The sequence below is a fragment of the uncultured Clostridium sp. genome (genome assembly GCF_963527835.1).
In the GTDB taxonomy this organism is placed as follows: Bacteria; Bacillota; Clostridia; order Clostridiales; family Clostridiaceae; genus Clostridium.
Genome location: NZ_CAURTC010000052.1, coordinates 1 through 20,493, shown reverse-complemented (window position 1 = coordinate 20,493; position 20,493 = coordinate 1). Strand labels below are relative to the sequence as shown.

The window sequence follows — 20,493 nt, the reverse complement described above, 5'->3', positions numbered from 1 at the left end:
TAGAAAAAAATCATATCATATATCATAAATTTATTTAATAGCTGAATAGTTACTAATTTAATTCATTAAAATAGATTTTTTCCGGGCTGTTTTGTAATTTTTCACTAGCGCTTATAACCCCATTTCGAATTCCAAATACCCCATCTGTTAAGTTCATAAAATAAAGACCTCAAGATTATCTTAAAGTCTTTAACTTTTATATTACTTTGTGTGCTGAGTGTTATGTGTAGCACAAATATATTAATTAAGATGTAGTGTGATTATCTAATAACTTTAAATTGAAATCTCTTGTATCTCCCAATTATATTGCTTACAAATATATTCATACACTCTCACTAGAGAAACTTTAACATCTTCTATATCTTTAATTAAATCTGCTGTTGTATACTCTAAATCAATATCCATCCTATGTATCATTCCATGCCTACGCTCAAATATCCTATCTATCTGTTCATAGAAATTATTCTTTCTTCTATGATAAGGCTCTTTAAGCGGCTTACTAATATCTAGCTTACTATTGAGTTGTTTAAAGTTGGATATTATTTTTTGAATATTTTGAAATGAAAGAGTTCTAGCATATACATCTTCTACAGTTTTATTTTGCAAACTAATATCAACCATATCATATGGCGAAAACTTTACATTCAATATTTTTTCTTTTCTATCAGAATATTTTAGTAAAGCAATATATGTAGAGCGAAAATATTCTTCTATCACTGAACAGAGAAACGTTAAATACACATTTGCATTAAAACAACTAGGCAGTGGTAACCCTAATTGTGATATTTGTTTTTCAGCTTCTGTATCTTCTGGATACTTGTTCAATGCCATACTTAATTGAGCAAAACTATTATCTAGATTTTGTATTGAAAGATAGCATCCACTTTCAGCTCCCTTAATTAAACTTCCTGTTTTAAAATATCTATCTTTCCCTTCATCGCTTTCAAACCAAGCAGAACAATACTTTTTTAGGCACCTAATTGTATCATTTTGCTTCTTGATATCATATCCACTTGCCCAAATCATTGTTCTTACTCTATAAATTATCTCAGAATCATTTTCATCACATTTCCATACCTTTATTCCCGAATGATATTTATATTCCTCATCATTTCCACAATAAAAAGTACTTCCATATTTTTTGTACTCCATCATTTCTAATAAATATTCCACTGAAGCCCTTGAATACTTTCTTTTATCAACATGAACATATGCATCATATCCTATAATAGTCACCTTCTTTTTTTCTTACTACTAATTAGAGTTATCTAAATATTTTTGTATTTGTTTTAATATAGTTAATGCTATTACATCCAAATACGTAATTCTCTCATCATCTATATGAGCAAATAGCAGACCTATTGGTGTATTAGAATCACTATGTGCCCCTTCTTTATTTGCAACTAATTTTATCAATGTAAATATATCTATACTGTTATATCCTATTCTATTTAATAACTCTAATAATTTTTGTTTATCATTATTATTCATTTCTTCTTTTAAAAAATGATATATTTCTTTTTCTTCATATCTACCAGTAGATTTATTGCTATAAAAACATTGATTAAAATAAATATAATCCCTCTTATGATTACCCCTACTTAATTTATCTAATATTTGATTGAAAAATAAATCATCAATCTTACTTGGCAAACTATCAATATCTCTATCAAAATAATAAATTTTCTGTCTTAACCATTGCCTTAATTTAATTTCTTCTTTAGTATAATCAAACATATCATTTATCTTGTTAACATTAATGCAATATAAATCTTCATGTATGTTAATATAATCATCTATTAGTGGTGGCAATTTAAAATCTTTAAATACTTTTGGTATTAATGAATTTTCTCTATCTGCTAGTAGTAATCTCAATTGAATTGCCACTACTTTTCTCATTGGTTTGTATGTTGGTATTAACCCTAAGCTTCTTTCTAGTATGCCACAAGTTTCTTCTATAGAATCCTTCAATGCTTTTTCAGTCTTTTCGAAATAATTGATAAAATTCAATTGAAATTCGTTCATTTTAATCTATCTCCCATAAATATATACTATCAAATAAGACACTTGATTTATTTTTTATTCTCATAACGTTTCTTTATTTTATCCCTTAGCCCTTTTGATAATATTTCTTCATTTTTACTAGCTTGTTCAATCATCTTTTTATAATTATAATTCAATTCATTTTCTATAATATTTTTTAAGAAACTATATTTAAATAATCTTCTTATTTTATTAACTATGCTGTCAATTATAATAACGTTTTTTAACTCATAAACTGTTACACATATTACTCCAAGAAAATAAGTCATAACTATATATTTACTATTATTATCTGCACTAAAGCTATATCCAAACGTACTTGACTTAAACATTTCTTTATATTGTTCGCCTAATTTAAACTCTTCCATAAAAATAATATAGTTTTTTATATTATCAATTTGGGGATGTTCTATCTCACGTCTTCTAGCATCCAAATAAGTCCACATGAGTTCTTCCATTTCATAAAATGGTTGGTGTATTGGAGATGTTTTATCAAATGATTTTAAGTTAAAAATACCATCATATATTATTCTCCAATTCAAAGAAAAAATAAAATCATCATATTTCTTTTTATCTATTTCATTCTTCTTATTATTTAAATATTTATCCAAAACCCCATTTACAAATTTAACTTCAAATTTACTAAAAAATCCTTCGCACCCTGAACAAAGAAGTGGTTTCTTTTCTCCATCTTGAAAAATATCATTTAACTTATAATAATTTCTGAATCTACTATTTGGATATTGGGCTAATCGTTTATATGTAAACTTAGGTATTATATGACTCTGAAGTAATTCAAGTTCTTCCTTTTTACATAAAGCACATTTACCTATAATTTTCCCCATAATAAGCACCTTTCCTATAAATTAATTTTATATTAATTATATCATTCCTTTAAATCTTTTCCAATTTTTATCTTTTCTTCTGTATCTATCGATTTACACTTATTTTCAAGATAATTATTTATTTCAAAGTCAATAAATTCTTCTGAAAATCCTTGTTCACTCATAATTAACTTAACTTTTTCCTCTGATAAACTTAGAATAATTAAATTTTCCCTCTATAATAGGCGACACCATAAAATGACAATGCTGAACTAATTCATCAAGGTGCGTTGTTTTAAAAAAAATAATACTTTCTTCACCCCAAAAGCTTTTTAAAAATTTATTACAATCTTCAAAATACTTTTCATAATTATATCTCTCAAAAAACTCTCTGTCAGAACTCACTATTATTTCTATGCAACGTACAGCATCTTTTCTAATAGCTCTCTTTCCATTCTTTCTAAGCTCTATATTCATTTTCCTAGTAAGCATATCTATTTCTTTTGCAACACCTGTTAATCCTTCTATAATTACTTTTCCAGTTCCATCCGAATTTTCAACCCTTTTACCTCTGGTATTATGAAGTTCTCTTTGTGCTATTTCTCGTAAAGTTTTTACCTTTTCCAGTCTAATTACAATTTTACTCATGCTTATTAATTAATTCCTTTATTTTTCTCTTTAGTCTTTCATTTTCTTGCAATTCATTATTGTATAATCTAACAACTTGATCAAACGCATCCTTGAACTTATAAAATTTATTTTCTAAGATAATATACGAATTAACTAGTAATTTAAATTGTTCATAATAATCTTTCATACATATAATTTCCTCTCATTTAAGAGGATAGATTATATATTAAATTAATTTATCTTTTAACTTTTTAAATAAATTTTTCTTTTTTTATAACATAGACGTAACGTATAACACGAAAAACGTAATGACTTACTTAGTAAATCGTAGTTATGAATTATGAAATAAGTCGTAACTCACTATTGTTAATATATTAACCTGCTCGCTCTACCGAGTGTCACTTTCAGTGAGACCATTGCATGGAGCTTTCTGTATTAGGTTTAATACAGAAAAAAGCATCAATAATGATGCTTTTTTCTAGTTATCCAACACTACCATTGAAATACAGATAACTATATCTATAAATGATACGATAAGAATTTAAGGAAACGATCATATAAGAATGTACAAATTAGTTTGAATAAATTATAATTACTCAAGATTTATTGGGGGTAATTATGATTATAAAAACTAATATTTATTCGGAACTTAAAATTAATACTTTAGAAGATCTTCATAAATTAAAGCCAATTATGGAGGTAAACAATTTGAAAGTAAATAAAAGCCAAATAGCTAGAGAACTTGGGGTTGATCCTCGAACCGTAGGCAAATATTTAAATGGATATGTCAAACCTACCACTAGAAACCGCAAATCTAAAATAGAAGCTTTTGAGCCTATTATAAAAGAGCTTCTTAGCAAGGATTCAATTCAAGTATTTTATTATAAGCGCATTTTATGGCAATATCTTAAAGATAATCATGGACTAGATTGCGCACAATCTTCGTTTAGAAGATACATATCTAATCACTCAGAATTTAATGAGTACTTTAATAATAGGAAAAAAGGACATATATCAACTACTTCGATTATGAGATATGAAACTGAGAAAGGAAAACAGGCACAATTAGATTGGAAAGAAAATATAGAGTTTATTTTAACTACAGGTGAAGTTATTAATATAAATGTTTTTATTTTAATCCTTTCATACTCAAGGTTTAGAGTATATAAATTATCTCTTGATAAAACACAAGACGTACTACTTTCTTTTTTAGATGAGTCATTTGAAACATTTGGAGGAGTACCTGAAGAATTACTCACAGATAACATGAAAACTGTTATGGATGAAGCTAGAACCAATTATTCTAAAGGAAAAGTAAATAATAAATTTCAACAATTTGCAGATGACTATGGATTTAATGTCCGTCCCTGCATAGCAGGAAGACCGAATACAAAAGCTAAAGTTGAAGCTCCTATGAAACTATTAGATGAAATAAGAGCATATAACGAAACCTTAGATTATGAAGGTCTGCATAAACTTGTTGCAAATTTAAACAATAGAATCAATAGTACATGCCATACATCAACTGGCAAAATACCTATATTACATTTAGAAAAAGAAAAAGATTTCTTATCTGAACTGCCTAAAGAGCAGATAAGAAATCACTACCAAATAATCATCACAAGTGTTAAAGTAAATCGTCAAAGCATGATTTCATATAAATCAAATCAATATTCTGTACCACCAGAATATATAGGCAAAAAACTAAAACTTCAAGTTTATGATGATCAACTACATGTGTATTATAACACAAATTTAGTTACTATTCATAAAATACAAAATCAGAAATTAAATTATCAAGCTGAACATTATGCTGAAATTAGTGCTTTAACATTTAATAAAAATTCATATGAAATAAAAGAAATAGCTAGAAATAATTTAAAAATGATAGGAGAAGTATACCAAAATGAATAGTACATATACACAACTTATAAATAATTTAGAATATTTGAAAATGAAGCAAATGATTACTCATTTGGACGAAATTATTGATTTTACAACAAAAAATAATCTATCTTTTGTTGATGCTCTTATTAAACTTACAGCTCATGAAATTGACTGTAAAGAAGCAAATATGATTAAATCTATGGTTAAGGTTGGAGCTTTTCCACATCAAAAAGAAATTAAAGATTTTGACTTTAATTTTCAACCTGGAATTAATAAAGATCAAATATTAGATTTTTTAACACTGCGTTTTTTAGAATCACAAGAAAACATTGTATTTTTAGGTTCTAGTGGTGTTGGTAAAACACATCTTGCGACTTCTATAGGAATCGCGGCTGCGAAGCGACGTTACAGTACTTATTTCATTAAGTGCAATGATTTATTACAGCAGCTAAAGCGAGCAAATCTAGAAAATAGATTAGATGCTAGACTTAAGCACTTTAGTAAATATAAGCTTCTTATTATTGATGAATTAGGTTATTTACCTATAGATAAAGAAGATTCAAAATTATTTTTTCAATTAATCGACATGAGATATGAGAAGAAAAGTACTATCTTAACTACCAACATAAATTTTAATTCTTGGGATGATATTTTTTATGATGCTGTTATAGCTAGCGCTATCTTAGATAGAGTTTTACATCATGCCCACGTTGTTACAATTAATGGAAAGTCGTATAGACTAAAAGATCATTTTAAGCAAGACGAAGATTAAAAAACTACATTCTTAAATGATCGAAAACTTACATTCATAGGGTTCTTTCCATAGTTAGTTGAATCTTCTATAATATTCAAGTTTAAGTACTTTATTTTTCAATGTATTAAAATTGCAACGCCCATACATAATTCTTTTGATTACCTTAATTTTATTTACTGAACCTTCAGCTAGACCGTTATTATAATCATATTTTATGAAGCCTTCGAGCTTCATAAATCAACTTTTGTTTTCTATTAATCTTTTCATTGTTATTAGTTTCTTTTATAGAAGTTGAAGGAATTTTCTTGTTTTTATCATCTAATTTAGTATTTGATTTCTGCTTATTAGATAATTTTATAGGTATTCTATTTTTGAGATATTTAGATAGATAATCTTTACAATAGCTTGTTAGATTTTTTAATATGTGAAATCTATCGCTAACTTGTATTGAATCAGGATGAGAGGTTTTAATAGCGTTATTATATGTAATAGATCCATCTCGTGAAAATAATTTAATATTAGGATATTCACGTAGCCACGTAACTACATCATTATATTCTCTTGACTCAATCATATCAACGATTGCATGAGTTTCAATGTCAACCATTACTGTTCCATAAGTTTTTCTTTTCCTAAGTGCAAAATCATCAATACATACTTTTAGTAATTTGGGTTTTATCAAATATTATGCTATCTTTTTTTTAGAGAGTACATATAGTACTTTTACCTATATCTACAACATTATCTCTCAAATAGTTTTGAGCTGCTATTGAACTCATATTCATTGAAATTTTTGTTATTGTATTTGTTAAGCGAATTGTTTTTTACTTTTAGGATGAAAACAAGAAAAGCTTTCTGCGAAAGTCTTTCGGTAACATTCACCATTTAAACAAAAATATTTTTTATTATTTAAAATAATTTCTACTTTTTTATCTTGAATAGGTAAATCTTGAAAACTTCTTTTGTATCTAGAATGAACTTTTGAAGAATATTGTCCACAGTAAGGACACTTGCATGTAGTTAAATTTGAAGCAACATTAATATAAATTGTATTATTTATAATTAAGCACTGGTAATAATTTAAGTAAATTTTTTTTCATATTTTTATAATTATTCTCAACATCAATATCTAAATAATACTTCTCATTATCATTTAATTTTTTGATTTCTTTAGAATAATTTTCTTCACATCTAATCTCTCTACATATTTCTTTAAAATCAATTTTATCTCTCACTTTGTTCTCCTTCTATCATCTTTAGTTTACAAAATCATTATACTAAATGGTGGCAAAGTAGAACTCTGTTACTATTGTGATTGCAAAAAAAAATCTATAAATACTCATTGATTATTTATAGAATTTTTATTAAATATTACTTTAAAAATCTTCGTATAAAGCTCTCTGAAACATTAAACGCACTACTAACCTTACTTATTACATTAGATTCACTTAACCCTTTAGCAATTAACTCTAACACCATAGCTACTATTTGAATAATTAAAATTCCATTCATTATTATCTCTCCTACTCAACTAATTATTAACATATGCATAGTAATATGCTTGCCCATTCTTTGCTTCAAACATTATCTCTGGCTCTATATCTAACACTTCTTCATATTCATCATAGTTATCTATCATTTCTCTTGCTATTTCTTCAATTGAAGTGCCTTCTAAAAAATAATCTATAATAGTATCCTTATCAAATAATCTGTCAATCTGATAAGATGAGCTAAGTATTTCATCTATCTCGTCACTAACATATTCTCTTAGATCTTTTAGCTTAGAATATATAATAATATCATCAAGCTTTGAATATCCTCTGAATGCAATTTCTTCATATATTGCTTTTGCTTCTATTATATTAATTTCTTTTATATTATTTTTAATACTTCCAACACATAGTAAATATCTTATAAATCCTCCTAAAATAATAAAAGGCTTAATTACCATTGATACTGATAATTAAGTCTTATTTCTCATTAATTAAACTCTTTAATTGTGTTATAAACTTCTTGCTAAACATGTTATCTTCTACTGCTTTCTTTAATAATTGTAAAAACAATTCTTCTTGAAGATCCAATGGTCTTACTAACAACTTCATACCATACCTCTGTTGATCCTTGTACACACTAAATCTTAATTCCTCTCTATTGCTCTGTGGTTTAACTATAATTTTCTCTAATGCATAAGTATACTCTGAATCTTCAATTAAACTTTGCGAAATTAATGAGCAATACTTAGTTTCCTTAATAGCTTTCTTTGCCACCTCTCCACCTCCTACTCTTCTACTAGAATATTCATTAACTCTTTAGTAAGAACTACAATTACTGCATAATTTGAAGACAAAAGAAAAAGAAATAAACAATAATGATTACCTCCTTCACATTTAATATCATCAACATACTCTGGAATAATATCCTTTAATATATTTTCTTTTGCTTCAATAACATCATCTTTAGTTTCTAGAAGTAATACATATCCACCTAAATCTGCATCAATATTTCTTTCAGCACCATAGTTATTATCTAAAATATCTAGTTGCTCTTCGATAGCACTGATTATATTAGTTTCTAGTCCAATCCCAATTAAATCACTTACTTTCCTAACCTTCCTCATTAATATTACCTCCATTTTTTTATGAACCTATAGGAATTATCTATCTAGTATAGATATCATTCCAATTTAATAATATATATTTAAAATTTTTATTTACTTCCCATTGACAGCTTGTCTTCAAAGTCTTATAATAGCCTTATCATAACTGCAACTTTGCAGATAATCCAAGTGTACAAGCCTAATATTCAATACACTTTCATCTGTATATTTGCAGATAATCAGGAGGTATATATTATGAATTCTCAATCAATCAAAATAATTTTGGAGGAACTTGGTTTTCCAAACTATGCTAATACTGACATAACCCATACTTCTCTATTAGCACTTCTAAATAAAGATGAATCTATTTCTACACTTATGAAAGGCAAAAAATGTTTACATGACGGCGCTCGTATTACTGATATAATATCTTTTGCTAATAACAACTTACAAAAAAATTATGCTGAAAACACTAGAGAATCTATTCGAAAAACAGCACTAAAAAACTTATTAGACTTTGGATTAATTGATAAAAATAAAGATGATCCTAGTAGGCCTGTAAATTCAGGTAACACTAATTATACAATTAGTAAAGATTTTGAAAATTTAATTAATAATTTCGGTAAGGATTCATTTGATACGTTAAAAAAATCATTTATAAATGAAACAATTGTGAATAGACGCAAACAAATTGAACATTTATCTTTATTATCAGTAAAAATTAATCCACCATTTAATGATCCAAGCTTTACAGATAAAAATCTAGAATTTTCATCAGGAGACCATAATCTAATATCTAAGTTTATCATTGAAGATATTTTATTAACTAAGACAAAAAATCCTTCAATAGTTTATATTGGCGATACTCAACAAAAAGATAAATACTTTAATATGAATTTAGTAGAAAAATTAAATATTCCTTTTAGCAAAGATAGTAAATATCCTGATTTAATTTGTTTCGATAATGATAGTAATAAAATTATTATTTTTGAAGCAGTTGCATCATCTGGTCCTGTTGATCTATTACGCTACAAAGAATTACAAAAATTATTTAAGGGTTGTCCTCATGAACTTGATATGAATACAGTTTTTTTAACAGATAAAAAATTCAGAGAATTTTCTACTAAAATAGCTCCATCTACTACTGTTTATGTAATTGAAACATTTTTAAAAATTCATTATTCTACCTATAAATAATAATATAGGAAGGAATATATCAATTATATTCCTTCCTATTATATCATTTATTAAAATAATATATTATATATTTCTCTATCAATTAATTCTTGATTTCCAATTAAGCTATCATATCGTTCACTCAAAATTTTTAACTGCTTCAAAGTTGGATAACTTAGGCTTCTTAAATCATTAGCATTAACTTGTGTATTTCCACTAAACGTTCTAAAATACCTGTCTACAATAGTAGAATTTAAATATATACATAGTCCTTTAGCTATCTCTATAGGTAATCCTTCTTTATTATGATGAAAATAATTAACTTTATTATCAAAAGCAAAATACTCATAGTCATAATTATCTCCCTCACATACAGCTGAAACAATTCGTCTCGTTTCCTCTTTAGATGTCATTCTTTTTACTAATACATAGTTACCATTTTTTCTCATCCTATTCTTGTTATTTTCACTTAAAATAATATAATTATATTTCTTTCCGTTAGGTTTAGGCCAATTTATACCTTTAATAGATATATGTTCACTAAAAAAGAATGGTATTCCATTAAATATTCTTTCCTTACTTTGTGTTTCTTTTGGCTCTCTAAAATCAACTAAAGGTCCTGTTGAAACTTGAATCCCTAATTGTTCCAAACTACATTCTAAAGAATTTATTCTCTTTGATATCTCTTCTTCTTCAGCCCCTCTTATTATTCTAATTGAAAAATTACCATCATTTGGGAATACGACATCTTCAAATCTTTTTTCTTCAACGCTTACCCCTTCTTTTAAATTACTATAACTATGAATGATACTTATTTTGTGAGTTTTTTTAGTTTTTTTCTTTGTACAATGGAATATAACGTTCTCCTGCAAAACTTCATCTTCTTTAAAAAGATCTTTTCTTGATTCAAATAAATGAATCTTATCAAAAGCCACATTTTCTAATAAATCTTTTCTAAAATCTAAAAAATATACTCCATTACAGAAGCTTCTTGGAGTTATTGCAACTAATTCTCCTTTACTTTCTAAGAGTCTTATTGCAATTGAAACAAAAGCAGCATAGTAATTAGTAACATTTATCCCTATATTCTCTAACATAACATCATCATCAGAATTATCTACTAATTTCATATACGGAGGATTCATTATTATATAATCAAATTTGTATATGCTATTAGAGTCTTTTTTATCATAAAAATCTCTAATTAAATTATCGTTTATTATACAATATTCTAGTGCTAATCCATGTTTATTACAAATATCTGATATTTCTTTCATATTTTCTTCTAATCTTGGTATTACCACTTTATCTATTTCATACATAGTTACTATTACTTTGCTAACTTTTCTATCTTGCATATTTATAAGTCTATGTAAAAACGCAGCAGTTAATATCCCTACCCCACAACCTGGATCTAATAATCTTATAATTTTCTTATTTATTTTTTTTAACATATTTGCCATATATACCGCAATATTTTCTCCAGTATAATATTGAGCATATTTAACTTTATTATCCTTATTTAATAATCCATCTATATTTTTAAAAGTGTCCTCAAAAATAAATTTCTGATTGTTAAAATCAATATCATTCAATTTTTCTCCACTCTCCTTAATCTAATTATCAATGTACCTAGTATATCCTAATTTAATTACTTTTAAAAGTCTCTTATTTTAAGATAAAAAACAGGATACAATATTATATCCTGTTTTATACTTATATACTAAAGTATTCTGTTCCTAATGTTGTTAGCTTAATAAACCTAGTAACTGCCCTTTGGCTAGCTATCTTTGCTTTCTGTAACTCTAAATATCTTTCATCTGTGTATAATTCTTTTATCTTTGTTCCTAAATACTCTATTGGCTGTTCTAACTTTAATATTTCCTCAATATTATTAGCTACTCCTATTGCAATAATTTCAAAATTTGATAAATTAACAGCACCTTTAAATTTTCCATCTCTATGGTATTTTTTAAATACATCTTCCCCTAACGCATCGGATAATAATTGGAATGTTTTATCGAATATTTCTTTTTCTTTCTTAAAATCTAATATATTTTCAGTACAGAAGTCTCTCATTCTCTCAGTTATCATATCACCTATATCATCACTTGATGACACCTCTGATAAATCTATATTCCTATACACGAAAAATCTTAGTACATATTCTAAATCATCCTGCTCTTTTTTCCCCTTTTCTGTTAAAGGCATACAATTTATGAAGTCAGGATTGTAGGATAATTGCCTTAACCAGACATAAAAATTTCTATTTAACATAATTGCTAAACAATTTCTTATTTCCTGATCAGTTAACCTACTTCCGCCAGTATTTAGTCTATCAAATGTATCATACTTAACTTTCGAATCACTTTCTTCATCTATTTTAATAATTTTTAAAGTTGCATTTAGAAATGCATTTTTTAAATATTTACTCTCATTAAATGAAAATTTATGTTTATGGTACTTATTATCCCACACTTTTCCATCTAGTTCTTTTAATATTTTTGTCTCCACTAAAACAGTCGGCTCAACCAACTTATTATCATCGTCTATTAATACTCCTAAAAATTCAAATATTGTTGAAAGTCTTTGAACCCCATCTATCACATCCCAATTTAAATCTGAATCCTCCGCTATAAAAATAGGTGGTATTGGAATTCCTAATAATATTGATTCAATAAACCTAGATTTTTGTTTGTTGCTCCATCTAAATATCCTTTGAAATTCAGGATGAACATCTATAGCTTCTCTTTCTGTATACATTTCTTTTAATTGAGATATCATTATATCAGCTTCTTTTATTTTTATTTTTCTTCTCTCTTCTTTAACTTTATTTTCTAAGTTACTAGTAGTTAAAACCTCTCTATCATCCGAATCCTTCCACATATTTAATTGAATATTATCCACTTTATTATTGACCCCCTCAACCTTTTCTATTTCCATAATTTCAATAATATTATTAAAATTACTTATCTCATAATGTAATTTTAATTTCTCCTCATCAGTTAATACCTTTCCTATTAATTCTTTCTCTACATTAAAAAATCTCCCTAGCTCCTCAGCTCTCTTTGGTGGAACTCGTCTTTTTCCTTTTATCCAATCACTAACTGATTGTGGTGATACATTTAAATAACTTGCAATCTCCTTAAATTCAACCTTCTTTAGCTTTGCAATTAGTTCTAAACCGATCATAATCTCCTCCAGACTTATTAATAAGTCGATTTTGTATGTAATATTATTCCTATAAGTCTTATAATATTACGACTTATTCAATCAGTCAATATATTTTTTTAAATCTTAAAAATAAGTCATAAATAAAAAGCATTAAATAACTAAAGAAAGTTATCCAATGCTTTTATTAATCCTTTAAATATTAATAAACCTCGACAACACATTTCTGTATTGTCGAGGTTTTCATGGTGGAGGCGACCCTCCACCAGCCTCCATCTTATTTATCTAATTCTTTTTGTAATGTTTTTATAAATCTAGCTACATATTTAGCAGTATGTTCTTCATCTTTTCCTTCTGGAAACATCTTATTATTTATTAAAGCTACTATAATATCCTTTATTTGTTCATCTTCCATAAAAAACTCCTTTAAATTAATACGTTATAAAATTTACCCTAATTCATTATATTCTTCAAAATTATAATATTTAGGATTATTATAGATCTTATCAAAATTCTCTTTATACATTTTAGCTACAACAGTACTTTCAATAACAATAATATATTCTAAATTATATTTAGCATTGTTACTCCAATTATATGATCCATCAATTACCTTTTCATTGTCTATAATACAATACTTATTGTGCATAAAATTACTATAACTAGTATTTTTTCTTTTAATTCTTTATTTTCCTCTTTTAAGTTCTTTATTTCCTTTCTTAACATTTGCATTAAACTTTCTTCATTACTCTTTTTACTCAATAATAATTTTGATTTTATCCAACATATTATTCCCATCATGCACCTTTAATTTAGTAATAATATTATATTGTATTTGTAATTTACTAATTTTATTACGACAAAAATGTTTTTTAAGACTGCATGAAAAATTTATTTATACACTTTCTTTGTTTATTTGTATTTACTCCATAAAAAATACCACCCTATGTTTATACAAATACAGGATGGTAATCTCTTATATAATTACTTTAATTATTGGCCTTGTTTTAATTTTAGCATTCCTAAGTTCAATTACTCCGTCCAGCTTTACTTATACATATATAATATAAGCACTATCCTTGAAGCATCACAAAATTATTTAGCTAATATTTCAACTCCAGTTTCAGTTATTAAAACAGTATGTTCCCATTGAGCTGATAATGAATCATCTTCTGTATATATAGTCCATTCGTTTTCTGCATCTACATATACATCATATCCACCAGCATTAACCATAGGTTCTACTGTTAATACCATTCCTGGTACTAAGACCATATCTGTACCCTTTTTACCGATATGAGGTACAAAAGGTTCTTCATGGAATTGATTTCCTACTCCATGACCACCTAAAGCTCTAACAATTGTGTAACCATTCTTATGCGCTACTTCTTGACAAGCAGCTCCAATATCACCTAAGTGACCCCATGGTTTTATTGCTTTTATTCCAGCTTCCATACATTCTTTAGCTACTTCAACTAATTTCTTAGCATCTTCGCTAACTTCACCTATCATAAACATTCTTGATGCATCTGAATAATATCCATTAAGAATTGTTGATACATCTACATTTACGATATCTCCATCTTTAAGTATTATCTTTTCATCTGGTATACCATGACATACTTCATTATTGATAGAAGTACATACACTCTTAGGGAATCCTTCAAAGTTTAAAGGTGCAGGTATAGCACCATGTTCTACTGTATAGTCATAAACTAATTTATCTATATCTAAAGTAGACATTCCTGCCTTTATCTTACTTGCAACTAAATCTAAAACTCCATTATTAACTTCTGAGCTCTTTTTTATTCCTTCTATGTCTTCTGAACTCTTTATTACTTCTCTTGGTGGAACTATTTCACCTTTTAATCTTAAACTTTCTAATTTTTCATCAAATTCTAGATGACATCTCTTATATTTTAATCCACTGCCACACCAGCATTTTGCATTTCTATTTGAAAACATAATTTTAAATACACCTCTTTACTAAATTAACTTTTAAAATTCCTATAATTTACTTACTAGATTATGCTACAATCACAACTTCTAAAAATAGCACACTATTATTATATATAAAAAATTTGAAAAGTGATTTTTTAACTATTTATTATTCTTTATTCAGTATAACTAAATTATACTATTTAATCAAATTATTATAATATTCCTAAGTTCAATTACTCCGTCCAACTTTGCTTATTCATAGATAAACACTTTACTTAAAGTTAACCTCTTGCTCTATCACATTTAAGCTTTTTACCTTTAATAGTAGCTGTCTTTAGTCCATTTATTACAGTCTTACCTTTTCCATTTAATATATCTACATATGAAGCTAAATCTTGAACATCTATTATTCCAATGTCTTCACCAGTTACTCCTGGTATTTTAGTTACAGCTCCAACTATATCCCCTGGACGAATTTTCTTTTTCTTACCACCATTTAGATATATCTTCATTATATCTTTATTTACAGCATTACTCTTTTCCTTTTTCTTTTTTGGTTTGCTCTTTAATACTTCCATTGCTTTTTCTGTGCAATTAATTATCTCTTCTTTGCTTGGAATATTTTTAACCTCTAGTTTAAAGCCTATGTATTCTTCAATTTCATTTAAATATCTATCTCCAGAATCTTTACAGAAAGTTAATGCTACTCCTTTAGCCCCTGCACGTCCTGTTCTTCCTATTCTATGTACATATGCTTCTTTTTCAACTGGAATATCATAGTTTATAACATGTGTAATTCCCTCTATATCTATACCTCTTGAAGCTATATCTGTTGCTACTAAAATTCTAAAGTCACCTCTTCTAAATTGCTCCATAGTATCAAGTCTGTCTTTTTGCATCATTCCGCCATGTATTTTATTTACAGAATATCTTTTACTATTTAAATATTCATGTACTGTATCAACATTTTCTTTTGTTCTACAAAATACAACTGAAGTTTCTGGCATTTCAGATATAAGTATATTATTTAATAAATCTAGTTTTTCGTTATATCCTACATGATAAGCATAGTGACTTACATTATCGCTTGTTAAATTTTGAGATTTAATTGCTATATCAATTGGTCTATTCATATGTTTGTCACATAAGTTTTTTATTTCATCAGGTATAGTTGCAGAAAATAATAATGTTACTCTTTTCTTTGGTATTCTTCTTATTATAGCTTCTACTTGTTTTATGAATCCCATATTAAGCATTTCATCTGCTTCATCTATAACAAAATAATTTATCTTTGACACATCAAGGCTTCCTCTATCTATATGATCTAATACTCTGCCTGGAGTACCAACAACTATATGTGTTTTTTGCTTTAATTTTCTTTCTTGATCCATTATTGATTGCTTTCCAAAAATAGGTACACAATTAATTCTTTTATATCTTCCTATATTAGATATATCTTCACTAATTTGAACTGCTAATTCTCTTGTTGGCGCTAATACTAACACTTGAGGTTTATTTTCATCCCAGTCTATTTTTTCACATAATGGAATACCAAAAGACGCTGTCTTTCCACTTCCTGTTTGAGATTTTACAACTAAATCCTTATTTCTAAGTATTTCGGGTATTACTTTCTCTTGTACTTCTGATGGTGTCTTATATCCTAAATTATCAATTGCTTTTAACAATTCATCACTTAATTCAAATTTATTAAATTCTTTACTCATTTTTTAATTGTCTCCTTTTTTATCTCAATGAAATATCTAAAATTCACTTTACTTATTATAACAAATTTATTTTAGCCTATATGTTAAATATCTATTTCAAAAAATACTTTTTTATTAAAAGTTATAACTTAGAAATAACAATATTTACTCTTATGGTAATATTCATTAAATATTAACTAAAATTTATCTAACTCTATGATTATATACTACAAATACAAGTTTAACTAGAAAAATACATATATTAAGTATATAATTAAGCATACTAATATTTAAAAACAAAGGAGAATTTTTAAAATATGACAAAATCATTAAACGATTTAAATTTAAGTTCAGATATAATAAGTGCATTAGAAAAGCAAAATATAACTGTTCCAACTGAAATTCAAAGTTTAGTTATAAATGAAGCTTTAGAAAATAAAGACATAATTGGAGAATCATTTACTGGAAGTGGTAAAACTTTAGCGTACCTTCTTCCTATATTTGAAAGAATAAATACTGAAAAGAAAGATATTCAAGCAATAATTTTAGCACCAACTCATGAATTAGTTATGCAAATAGAGGCGCAAATTAAGTTGCTTTCAGATAATTCTGGAATAAACGTTAAATCACTTGGAATAATCGGTGATGTTAATATAAATAATCAAATTAAAAAGATTAAGGAAGTTAAGCCTCATATAATAGTTGGATCAACTGGTAGAGTTCTTGATCTTATAAGAAAGAAAAAAATCACTGCTCATACTATAAAAACTATTGTTATTGATGAAGTTGATAACTTATTAGATCCAAAAAGAGCTCAAATTGTTAAAGACATAATTAAAACAACTATGAGAGATAGGCAATTAATGGCCTTTTCTGCTTCTATTACTCCTGAAATAGTTGGTTCATTAAAGGAATTAATGAAAGATCCAATAATAGTTAAATCACAAGGTAAATCTTCAATTAACCCTAACATTTCACATGTGTATGTAAAATGTGATAGAAGAGATAAATTTGAAGTACTTAGAAAAATAATAGCAGCAGAAGATCCAAAAAGAGCATTAATATTTGTTAATGATAATAAAGACATTGAATTAACTTCTTTAAAACTTAATTATCATAATAGAGAGTGTTTTGCTATGAGTGGAAGTATTTCTAAAGAAGAAAGAAAAAATGCTATTGATAGCTTTAAAACAGGTAAAATCAAAATATTAGTTTCTTCAGATGTATCTGCTAGAGGTCTTGATATTACTGATATTACTCATGTATTTAATTTAGATCTTCCATTAAAACTTGATGAATACTTACATAGATCTGGTAGAACTGCTAGAGGTAATGCAAAAGGTACTTCTATCTGTATAGTTACTGATAAACAAATGAACATAATAAAAAAATATGAAAAAGCATTTGATGTAGAATTCCAAGAAAAAATTATTTCTAATGGAATACTTAAAAATAAAGATAAGTAAATTTTCTATACAATATATTATAAATAAAAAAAGATTACTTAAATGAAGCAATTCAATTAAGTAATCTTTTTTAATAGTCAGTTATATCTAGCTTTACTTATTCATATATAAACATGTACTTAAACATATCTTAATATTCAATTAACTTCTCTTTTTATACCAAATTATTTTGTTAGTATAAAACCATACATCTTCATTTTTATATGGATTCTCTTTAGATTCCTTTATATAGTCATCATCAAAGTCATTATATCTAAATAAATTTTTTACTGACAATTCTTCTTTTCCAAAGTATGTTAATTCTCCTCCATAAACTACTCCGTCTATTGTTTTAAATATTATATTATTCATAAGTTTATCATCCCCCTTTTATCCCTAGTACTATACTTCTATGGAAAAACTTAATATTCCTTCAAATACTGCCTAATATTTTACAAAAATATTCTATCAGTACCATTTTTCTCAAATATTAATTTATTTACATAAAATTATTATTACTATATAATTTACCACAGAGCAAAAATTACATAGATTAAAGGGGGACTTAATTCATATGAATAATAAAAATTTATTATTAAACTTTTTAGCATTTTTTACAATAGTAGTTTGGGGTACTACATTTGTATCTACTAAAGTATTACTTAGCACTTTCACTCCAGCAGAAATAATGTTTCTTAGATTTTCAATAGCATACATTATGCTTTTACTAATTCATCCTAAATTTCACAAAATAACATCAATAAAAGAAGAAGCTTTATTTTTACTTGCTGGAATCACTGGAGGATCTTTATATTTTCTTACTGAAAATTCTGCATTAATTTATTCTCTTACATCTAATGTAGCATTAATTCTTGCCACAGCTCCAATTTTAACAGCATTTATGGCACACTTTTTTTCAAAAGGAGAAAGCTTAAATAAAAACTTATTTACTGGATTTATAATTGCAATTTTAGGTGTATTTTTAGTTATCTTTAATGGGAATTTTATATTAAAATTAAATCCACTTGGAGACATTTTAGCTTTATCTGCTGCATTGTCTTGGGCTGTTTATTCAGTAACTTTAAAGAAAATTAGTGGTACTTATAACTACATATACATAACTAGAAAAATGTTTTTTTATGCATTACTAACCATATTGCCATTTATATTGTTTTCTTCAAATAATAATATAAATGCAATATCATTATCACAACCAAAAGTAATATTTAATTTATTATTTTTAGGGGTAATCGCATCTGGGATTTGTTATGTTGTTTGGAATTATACAGTTGATAATTTGGGAGTTATTAAAACTAATAATTACATTTATTTAATACCAACTGTTACAATGATAGCTTCTTTCTTTATATTAAATGAAAGCCTTACTATGTACTCTACTTTTGGTGCAATATTAGTGTTACTTGGAGTTTATGTTTCAGAAAATGGATTTAAACTACTTAAATTCAAACAAAGCTTACATTAAAATTTAATCTTTATTAAGATTCTATTACTTTGCTTTTATTAAAAATAAATAGTGATATAATATTTTACAAATAACAAATTTTACTATGTAAGCATAAACAAAATTTTTGATATCTTAGGAGGAAAACGCTCATGAAAAAAAATATTATTAAATTATCAGTAATTTCACTATTATGCATTATGACATTAGTATCATGTGGAAAACCTAAAACTACTAATAACGATGCTAATAACACAACTGAACAAACTCAAACTGAAAATGAAAATGCTGATTCAACTCTACCTGGAAATGTTGAATCTTCTACTGCAGAAGTAAAAAAGGTTGTTAGTATAGATGATTTAAAAGATAAGGATCAGAATGCCATTAAAAAACTTTTAGGAAATCCTAAAAGCACAGATGGTAATAAAGTTACTTACGAAAAGGATGATTATACTTTTGAAATAACTTACGTTGATTCTAAATCTGCAATCATTAAAATTATACCAATAAAAGAAATGAAATACCCTAATGATGGTATTAACATCTTAAATGTATTAGGCATTAGTGCTCAAACACCAGACGTAACTGCTCCTATTGGTCTAGTTTGGAATAACAAGTTTAATACTTATCAAATAACAGTAGCTTCAGATGCTAGTGTAGAAAATAAACTTAGTTATGTTGAAATTATATTAGATGAAAAATATGCTCAACAATAAAAAAATATTTTAAATTAAATATACTATAATAAATATCGGGTATAAGTAATAATATTGATACTTATATCCGATATTTTATATTTATTATGAAATTGTCCTATTTTAGCGACATTTTCTCTATATTTATACGTATTCAGTTTGAAAC

At 26.3% G+C, this 20,493-nt stretch carries 28 protein-coding genes; 6 read left to right on the top strand and 22 right to left on the bottom strand.

Annotated features, from left to right (window positions below):
• Window positions 1-273: 273 nt before the first annotated feature.
• From RYM86_RS17100 to RYM86_RS17075, 6 genes are read right to left on the bottom strand one after another with little or no spacing between them, the layout of a single operon-like run.
• Window positions 274-1,236, bottom strand: coding sequence for a hypothetical protein (locus RYM86_RS17100; RefSeq protein WP_315082010.1), 963 nt, complete (start codon window positions 1,234-1,236; stop codon window positions 274-276).
• Between the two features lie 18 nt (window positions 1,237-1,254).
• Entirely contained in the window at window positions 1,255-2,025 is a 771-nt protein-coding gene (locus RYM86_RS17095; protein WP_315082009.1) for a hypothetical protein, read from the bottom strand.
• A 47-nt stretch (window positions 2,026-2,072) separates the two neighbouring features.
• Complete coding sequence (locus RYM86_RS17090; protein WP_315082008.1) at window positions 2,073-2,888, bottom strand: hypothetical protein; 816 nt, start codon at window positions 2,886-2,888, stop codon at window positions 2,073-2,075.
• Window positions 2,889-2,929: 41 nt separating this feature from the next.
• On the bottom strand, window positions 2,930-3,052 hold the full coding sequence (locus RYM86_RS17085; RefSeq protein ID WP_315082007.1) for a hypothetical protein: 123 nt from the start codon (window positions 3,050-3,052) through the stop codon (window positions 2,930-2,932).
• Window positions 3,053-3,059: 7 nt separating this feature from the next.
• Window positions 3,060-3,515 carry a plasmid recombination protein gene (locus RYM86_RS17080; RefSeq protein WP_315082006.1) on the bottom strand — a complete coding sequence of 152 codons (456 nt, stop codon included), beginning with the start codon at window positions 3,513-3,515 and terminating at the stop codon, window positions 3,060-3,062.
• Window positions 3,508-3,684, bottom strand: a complete 177-nt coding sequence (locus RYM86_RS17075; RefSeq protein WP_315082005.1) for a hypothetical protein — start codon at window positions 3,682-3,684, stop codon at window positions 3,508-3,510. Before RYM86_RS17075 ends, RYM86_RS17080 begins: the two co-directional genes overlap by 8 nt.
• 431 nt (window positions 3,685-4,115) lie before the next feature.
• On the opposite strand from RYM86_RS17075, the gene istA reads away from it, so the two are divergent.
• Both istA and istB read left to right on the top strand, forming a co-directional pair.
• The gene (istA, locus tag RYM86_RS17070; protein ID WP_315082004.1) at window positions 4,116-5,411 is read left to right on the top strand and encodes an IS21 family transposase; all 1,296 of its coding nucleotides are present in this window, start codon (window positions 4,116-4,118) and stop codon (window positions 5,409-5,411) included.
• Window positions 5,404-6,156 carry an IS21-like element helper ATPase IstB gene (gene istB, locus RYM86_RS17065; protein ID WP_315082002.1) on the top strand — a complete coding sequence of 251 codons (753 nt, stop codon included), beginning with the start codon at window positions 5,404-5,406 and terminating at the stop codon, window positions 6,154-6,156. The genes istA and istB overlap by 8 nt, the downstream gene beginning before the upstream one ends.
• A gap of 54 nt (window positions 6,157-6,210) precedes the next feature.
• Here istB and RYM86_RS18550 read toward each other — a convergent pair whose 3' ends face one another.
• The 8 genes from RYM86_RS18550 to RYM86_RS17035 all read right to left on the bottom strand — a co-directional run bounded on the left by RYM86_RS18550 (window position 6,211) and on the right by RYM86_RS17035 (window position 8,755).
• Window positions 6,211-6,372 (bottom strand): transposase, encoded by a 162-nt coding sequence (locus RYM86_RS18550; RefSeq protein WP_399547986.1) that lies wholly within the window; start codon window positions 6,370-6,372, stop codon window positions 6,211-6,213.
• Entirely contained in the window at window positions 6,344-6,820 is a 477-nt protein-coding gene (locus tag RYM86_RS17060) for a transposase (RefSeq protein ID WP_315082001.1), read from the bottom strand. The genes RYM86_RS18550 and RYM86_RS17060 overlap by 29 nt, the downstream gene beginning before the upstream one ends.
• Window positions 6,821-6,946: 126 nt before the next feature.
• Window positions 6,947-7,180: a transposase family protein gene (locus RYM86_RS18545; protein WP_399547990.1), complete on the bottom strand. Its 234-nt coding sequence runs from the start codon at window positions 7,178-7,180 to the stop codon at window positions 6,947-6,949.
• A gap of 10 nt (window positions 7,181-7,190) precedes the next feature.
• The gene (locus RYM86_RS17055; protein WP_315082000.1) at window positions 7,191-7,373 is read right to left on the bottom strand and encodes a hypothetical protein; all 183 of its coding nucleotides are present in this window, start codon (window positions 7,371-7,373) and stop codon (window positions 7,191-7,193) included.
• Between the two features lie 136 nt (window positions 7,374-7,509).
• Entirely contained in the window at window positions 7,510-7,650 is a 141-nt protein-coding gene (locus RYM86_RS17050; RefSeq protein WP_315081998.1) for a hypothetical protein, read from the bottom strand.
• 19 nt (window positions 7,651-7,669) lie between these two features.
• Window positions 7,670-8,089 (bottom strand): hypothetical protein, encoded by a 420-nt coding sequence (locus tag RYM86_RS17045; RefSeq protein WP_315081996.1) that lies wholly within the window; start codon window positions 8,087-8,089, stop codon window positions 7,670-7,672.
• A 19-nt stretch (window positions 8,090-8,108) separates the two neighbouring features.
• The gene (locus RYM86_RS17040) at window positions 8,109-8,405 is read right to left on the bottom strand and encodes a hypothetical protein (RefSeq protein WP_315081995.1); all 297 of its coding nucleotides are present in this window, start codon (window positions 8,403-8,405) and stop codon (window positions 8,109-8,111) included.
• A gap of 11 nt (window positions 8,406-8,416) precedes the next feature.
• Window positions 8,417-8,755: a hypothetical protein gene (locus tag RYM86_RS17035; RefSeq protein ID WP_315081994.1), complete on the bottom strand. Its 339-nt coding sequence runs from the start codon at window positions 8,753-8,755 to the stop codon at window positions 8,417-8,419.
• A gap of 234 nt (window positions 8,756-8,989) precedes the next feature.
• On the opposite strand from RYM86_RS17035, the gene RYM86_RS17030 reads away from it, so the two are divergent.
• A complete protein-coding gene (locus RYM86_RS17030; protein WP_205455838.1) occupies window positions 8,990-9,931 on the top strand; it encodes a BsuBI/PstI family type II restriction endonuclease in 942 nt (313 codons plus the stop codon).
• A gap of 50 nt (window positions 9,932-9,981) precedes the next feature.
• Here the strand turns inward: RYM86_RS17030 and RYM86_RS17025 are convergent, their stop codons facing one another.
• The 7 genes from RYM86_RS17025 to RYM86_RS16995 form a co-directional block, all read right to left on the bottom strand.
• A complete protein-coding gene (locus RYM86_RS17025) occupies window positions 9,982-11,505 on the bottom strand; it encodes an Eco57I restriction-modification methylase domain-containing protein (RefSeq protein WP_315081991.1) in 1,524 nt (507 codons plus the stop codon).
• A 121-nt stretch (window positions 11,506-11,626) separates the two neighbouring features.
• Window positions 11,627-13,102 carry a DUF262 domain-containing protein gene (locus RYM86_RS17020; RefSeq protein ID WP_315081989.1) on the bottom strand — a complete coding sequence of 492 codons (1,476 nt, stop codon included), beginning with the start codon at window positions 13,100-13,102 and terminating at the stop codon, window positions 11,627-11,629.
• A gap of 256 nt (window positions 13,103-13,358) precedes the next feature.
• The gene (locus RYM86_RS17015; protein WP_202905399.1) at window positions 13,359-13,496 is read right to left on the bottom strand and encodes a hypothetical protein; all 138 of its coding nucleotides are present in this window, start codon (window positions 13,494-13,496) and stop codon (window positions 13,359-13,361) included.
• 33 nt (window positions 13,497-13,529) lie between these two features.
• Complete coding sequence (locus RYM86_RS17010) at window positions 13,530-13,730, bottom strand: phospholipase D-like domain-containing protein (RefSeq protein WP_315081986.1); 201 nt, start codon at window positions 13,728-13,730, stop codon at window positions 13,530-13,532.
• Window positions 13,706-13,843 (bottom strand): hypothetical protein, encoded by a 138-nt coding sequence (locus RYM86_RS17005; RefSeq protein WP_315081985.1) that lies wholly within the window; start codon window positions 13,841-13,843, stop codon window positions 13,706-13,708. Before RYM86_RS17005 ends, RYM86_RS17010 begins: the two co-directional genes overlap by 25 nt.
• A gap of 333 nt (window positions 13,844-14,176) precedes the next feature.
• A complete protein-coding gene (map, locus tag RYM86_RS17000; protein WP_315081983.1) occupies window positions 14,177-15,046 on the bottom strand; it encodes a type I methionyl aminopeptidase in 870 nt (289 codons plus the stop codon).
• A gap of 257 nt (window positions 15,047-15,303) precedes the next feature.
• Complete coding sequence (locus RYM86_RS16995; RefSeq protein WP_315081982.1) at window positions 15,304-16,746, bottom strand: DEAD/DEAH box helicase; 1,443 nt, start codon at window positions 16,744-16,746, stop codon at window positions 15,304-15,306.
• Window positions 16,747-17,042: 296 nt separating this feature from the next.
• Between RYM86_RS16995 and RYM86_RS16990 the strand changes: the two genes are divergently transcribed.
• On the top strand, window positions 17,043-18,191 hold the full coding sequence (locus RYM86_RS16990) for a DEAD/DEAH box helicase (RefSeq protein WP_315081980.1): 1,149 nt from the start codon (window positions 17,043-17,045) through the stop codon (window positions 18,189-18,191).
• 141 nt (window positions 18,192-18,332) lie between these two features.
• Here the strand turns inward: RYM86_RS16990 and RYM86_RS16985 are convergent, their stop codons facing one another.
• Entirely contained in the window at window positions 18,333-18,542 is a 210-nt protein-coding gene (locus tag RYM86_RS16985; protein WP_315081978.1) for a hypothetical protein, read from the bottom strand.
• 202 nt (window positions 18,543-18,744) lie between these two features.
• Here RYM86_RS16985 and RYM86_RS16980 point away from each other — a divergent pair, with 202 nt between their 5' ends.
• Together RYM86_RS16980 and RYM86_RS16975 are read left to right on the top strand one after the other, a co-directional pair.
• Window positions 18,745-19,653 (top strand): DMT family transporter, encoded by a 909-nt coding sequence (locus RYM86_RS16980; protein WP_315081977.1) that lies wholly within the window; start codon window positions 18,745-18,747, stop codon window positions 19,651-19,653.
• A gap of 131 nt (window positions 19,654-19,784) precedes the next feature.
• Window positions 19,785-20,348: a hypothetical protein gene (locus RYM86_RS16975; RefSeq protein WP_315081976.1), complete on the top strand. Its 564-nt coding sequence runs from the start codon at window positions 19,785-19,787 to the stop codon at window positions 20,346-20,348.
• Window positions 20,349-20,493: the final 145 nt, after the last annotated feature.

Bases quoted from the DNA above. Each gene is read 5' to 3' on its own strand.
- RYM86_RS17095 (WP_315082009.1), bottom strand. From the start codon at position 2,025: ATGAACGAATTTCAATTGAATTTTATCAATTATTTCGAAAAGACTGAA.
- RYM86_RS17090 (WP_315082008.1), bottom strand. From the start codon at position 2,888: ATGGGGAAAATTATAGGTAAATGTGCTTTATGTAAAAAGGAAGAACTT.
- RYM86_RS17085 (WP_315082007.1), bottom strand. From the start codon at position 3,052: ATGAGTGAACAAGGATTTTCAGAAGAATTTATTGACTTTGAAATAAAT.
- RYM86_RS17080 (WP_315082006.1), bottom strand. From the start codon at position 3,515: ATGAGTAAAATTGTAATTAGACTGGAAAAGGTAAAAACTTTACGAGAA.
- RYM86_RS17075 (WP_315082005.1), bottom strand. From the start codon at position 3,684: ATGAAAGATTATTATGAACAATTTAAATTACTAGTTAATTCGTATATT.
- istA (WP_315082004.1), top strand. From the start codon at position 4,116: ATGATTATAAAAACTAATATTTATTCGGAACTTAAAATTAATACTTTA.
- istB (WP_315082002.1), top strand. From the start codon at position 5,404: ATGAATAGTACATATACACAACTTATAAATAATTTAGAATATTTGAAA.
- RYM86_RS18550 (WP_399547986.1), bottom strand. From the start codon at position 6,372: ATGAAGCTCGAAGGCTTCATAAAATATGATTATAATAACGGTCTAGCT.
- RYM86_RS17050 (WP_315081998.1), bottom strand. From the start codon at position 7,650: ATGAATGGAATTTTAATTATTCAAATAGTAGCTATGGTGTTAGAGTTA.
- RYM86_RS17045 (WP_315081996.1), bottom strand. From the start codon at position 8,089: ATGGTAATTAAGCCTTTTATTATTTTAGGAGGATTTATAAGATATTTA.
- RYM86_RS17035 (WP_315081994.1), bottom strand. From the start codon at position 8,755: ATGAGGAAGGTTAGGAAAGTAAGTGATTTAATTGGGATTGGACTAGAA.
- RYM86_RS17030 (WP_205455838.1), top strand. From the start codon at position 8,990: ATGAATTCTCAATCAATCAAAATAATTTTGGAGGAACTTGGTTTTCCA.
- RYM86_RS17020 (WP_315081989.1), bottom strand. From the start codon at position 13,102: ATGATCGGTTTAGAACTAATTGCAAAGCTAAAGAAGGTTGAATTTAAG.
- RYM86_RS17015 (WP_202905399.1), bottom strand. From the start codon at position 13,496: ATGGAAGATGAACAAATAAAGGATATTATAGTAGCTTTAATAAATAAT.
- RYM86_RS17010 (WP_315081986.1), bottom strand. From the start codon at position 13,730: ATGCACAATAAGTATTGTATTATAGACAATGAAAAGGTAATTGATGGA.
- map (WP_315081983.1), bottom strand. From the start codon at position 15,046: ATGTTTTCAAATAGAAATGCAAAATGCTGGTGTGGCAGTGGATTAAAA.
- RYM86_RS16995 (WP_315081982.1), bottom strand. From the start codon at position 16,746: ATGAGTAAAGAATTTAATAAATTTGAATTAAGTGATGAATTGTTAAAA.
- RYM86_RS16990 (WP_315081980.1), top strand. From the start codon at position 17,043: ATGACAAAATCATTAAACGATTTAAATTTAAGTTCAGATATAATAAGT.
- RYM86_RS16985 (WP_315081978.1), bottom strand. From the start codon at position 18,542: ATGAATAATATAATATTTAAAACAATAGACGGAGTAGTTTATGGAGGA.
- RYM86_RS16980 (WP_315081977.1), top strand. From the start codon at position 18,745: ATGAATAATAAAAATTTATTATTAAACTTTTTAGCATTTTTTACAATA.
- RYM86_RS16975 (WP_315081976.1), top strand. From the start codon at position 19,785: ATGAAAAAAAATATTATTAAATTATCAGTAATTTCACTATTATGCATT.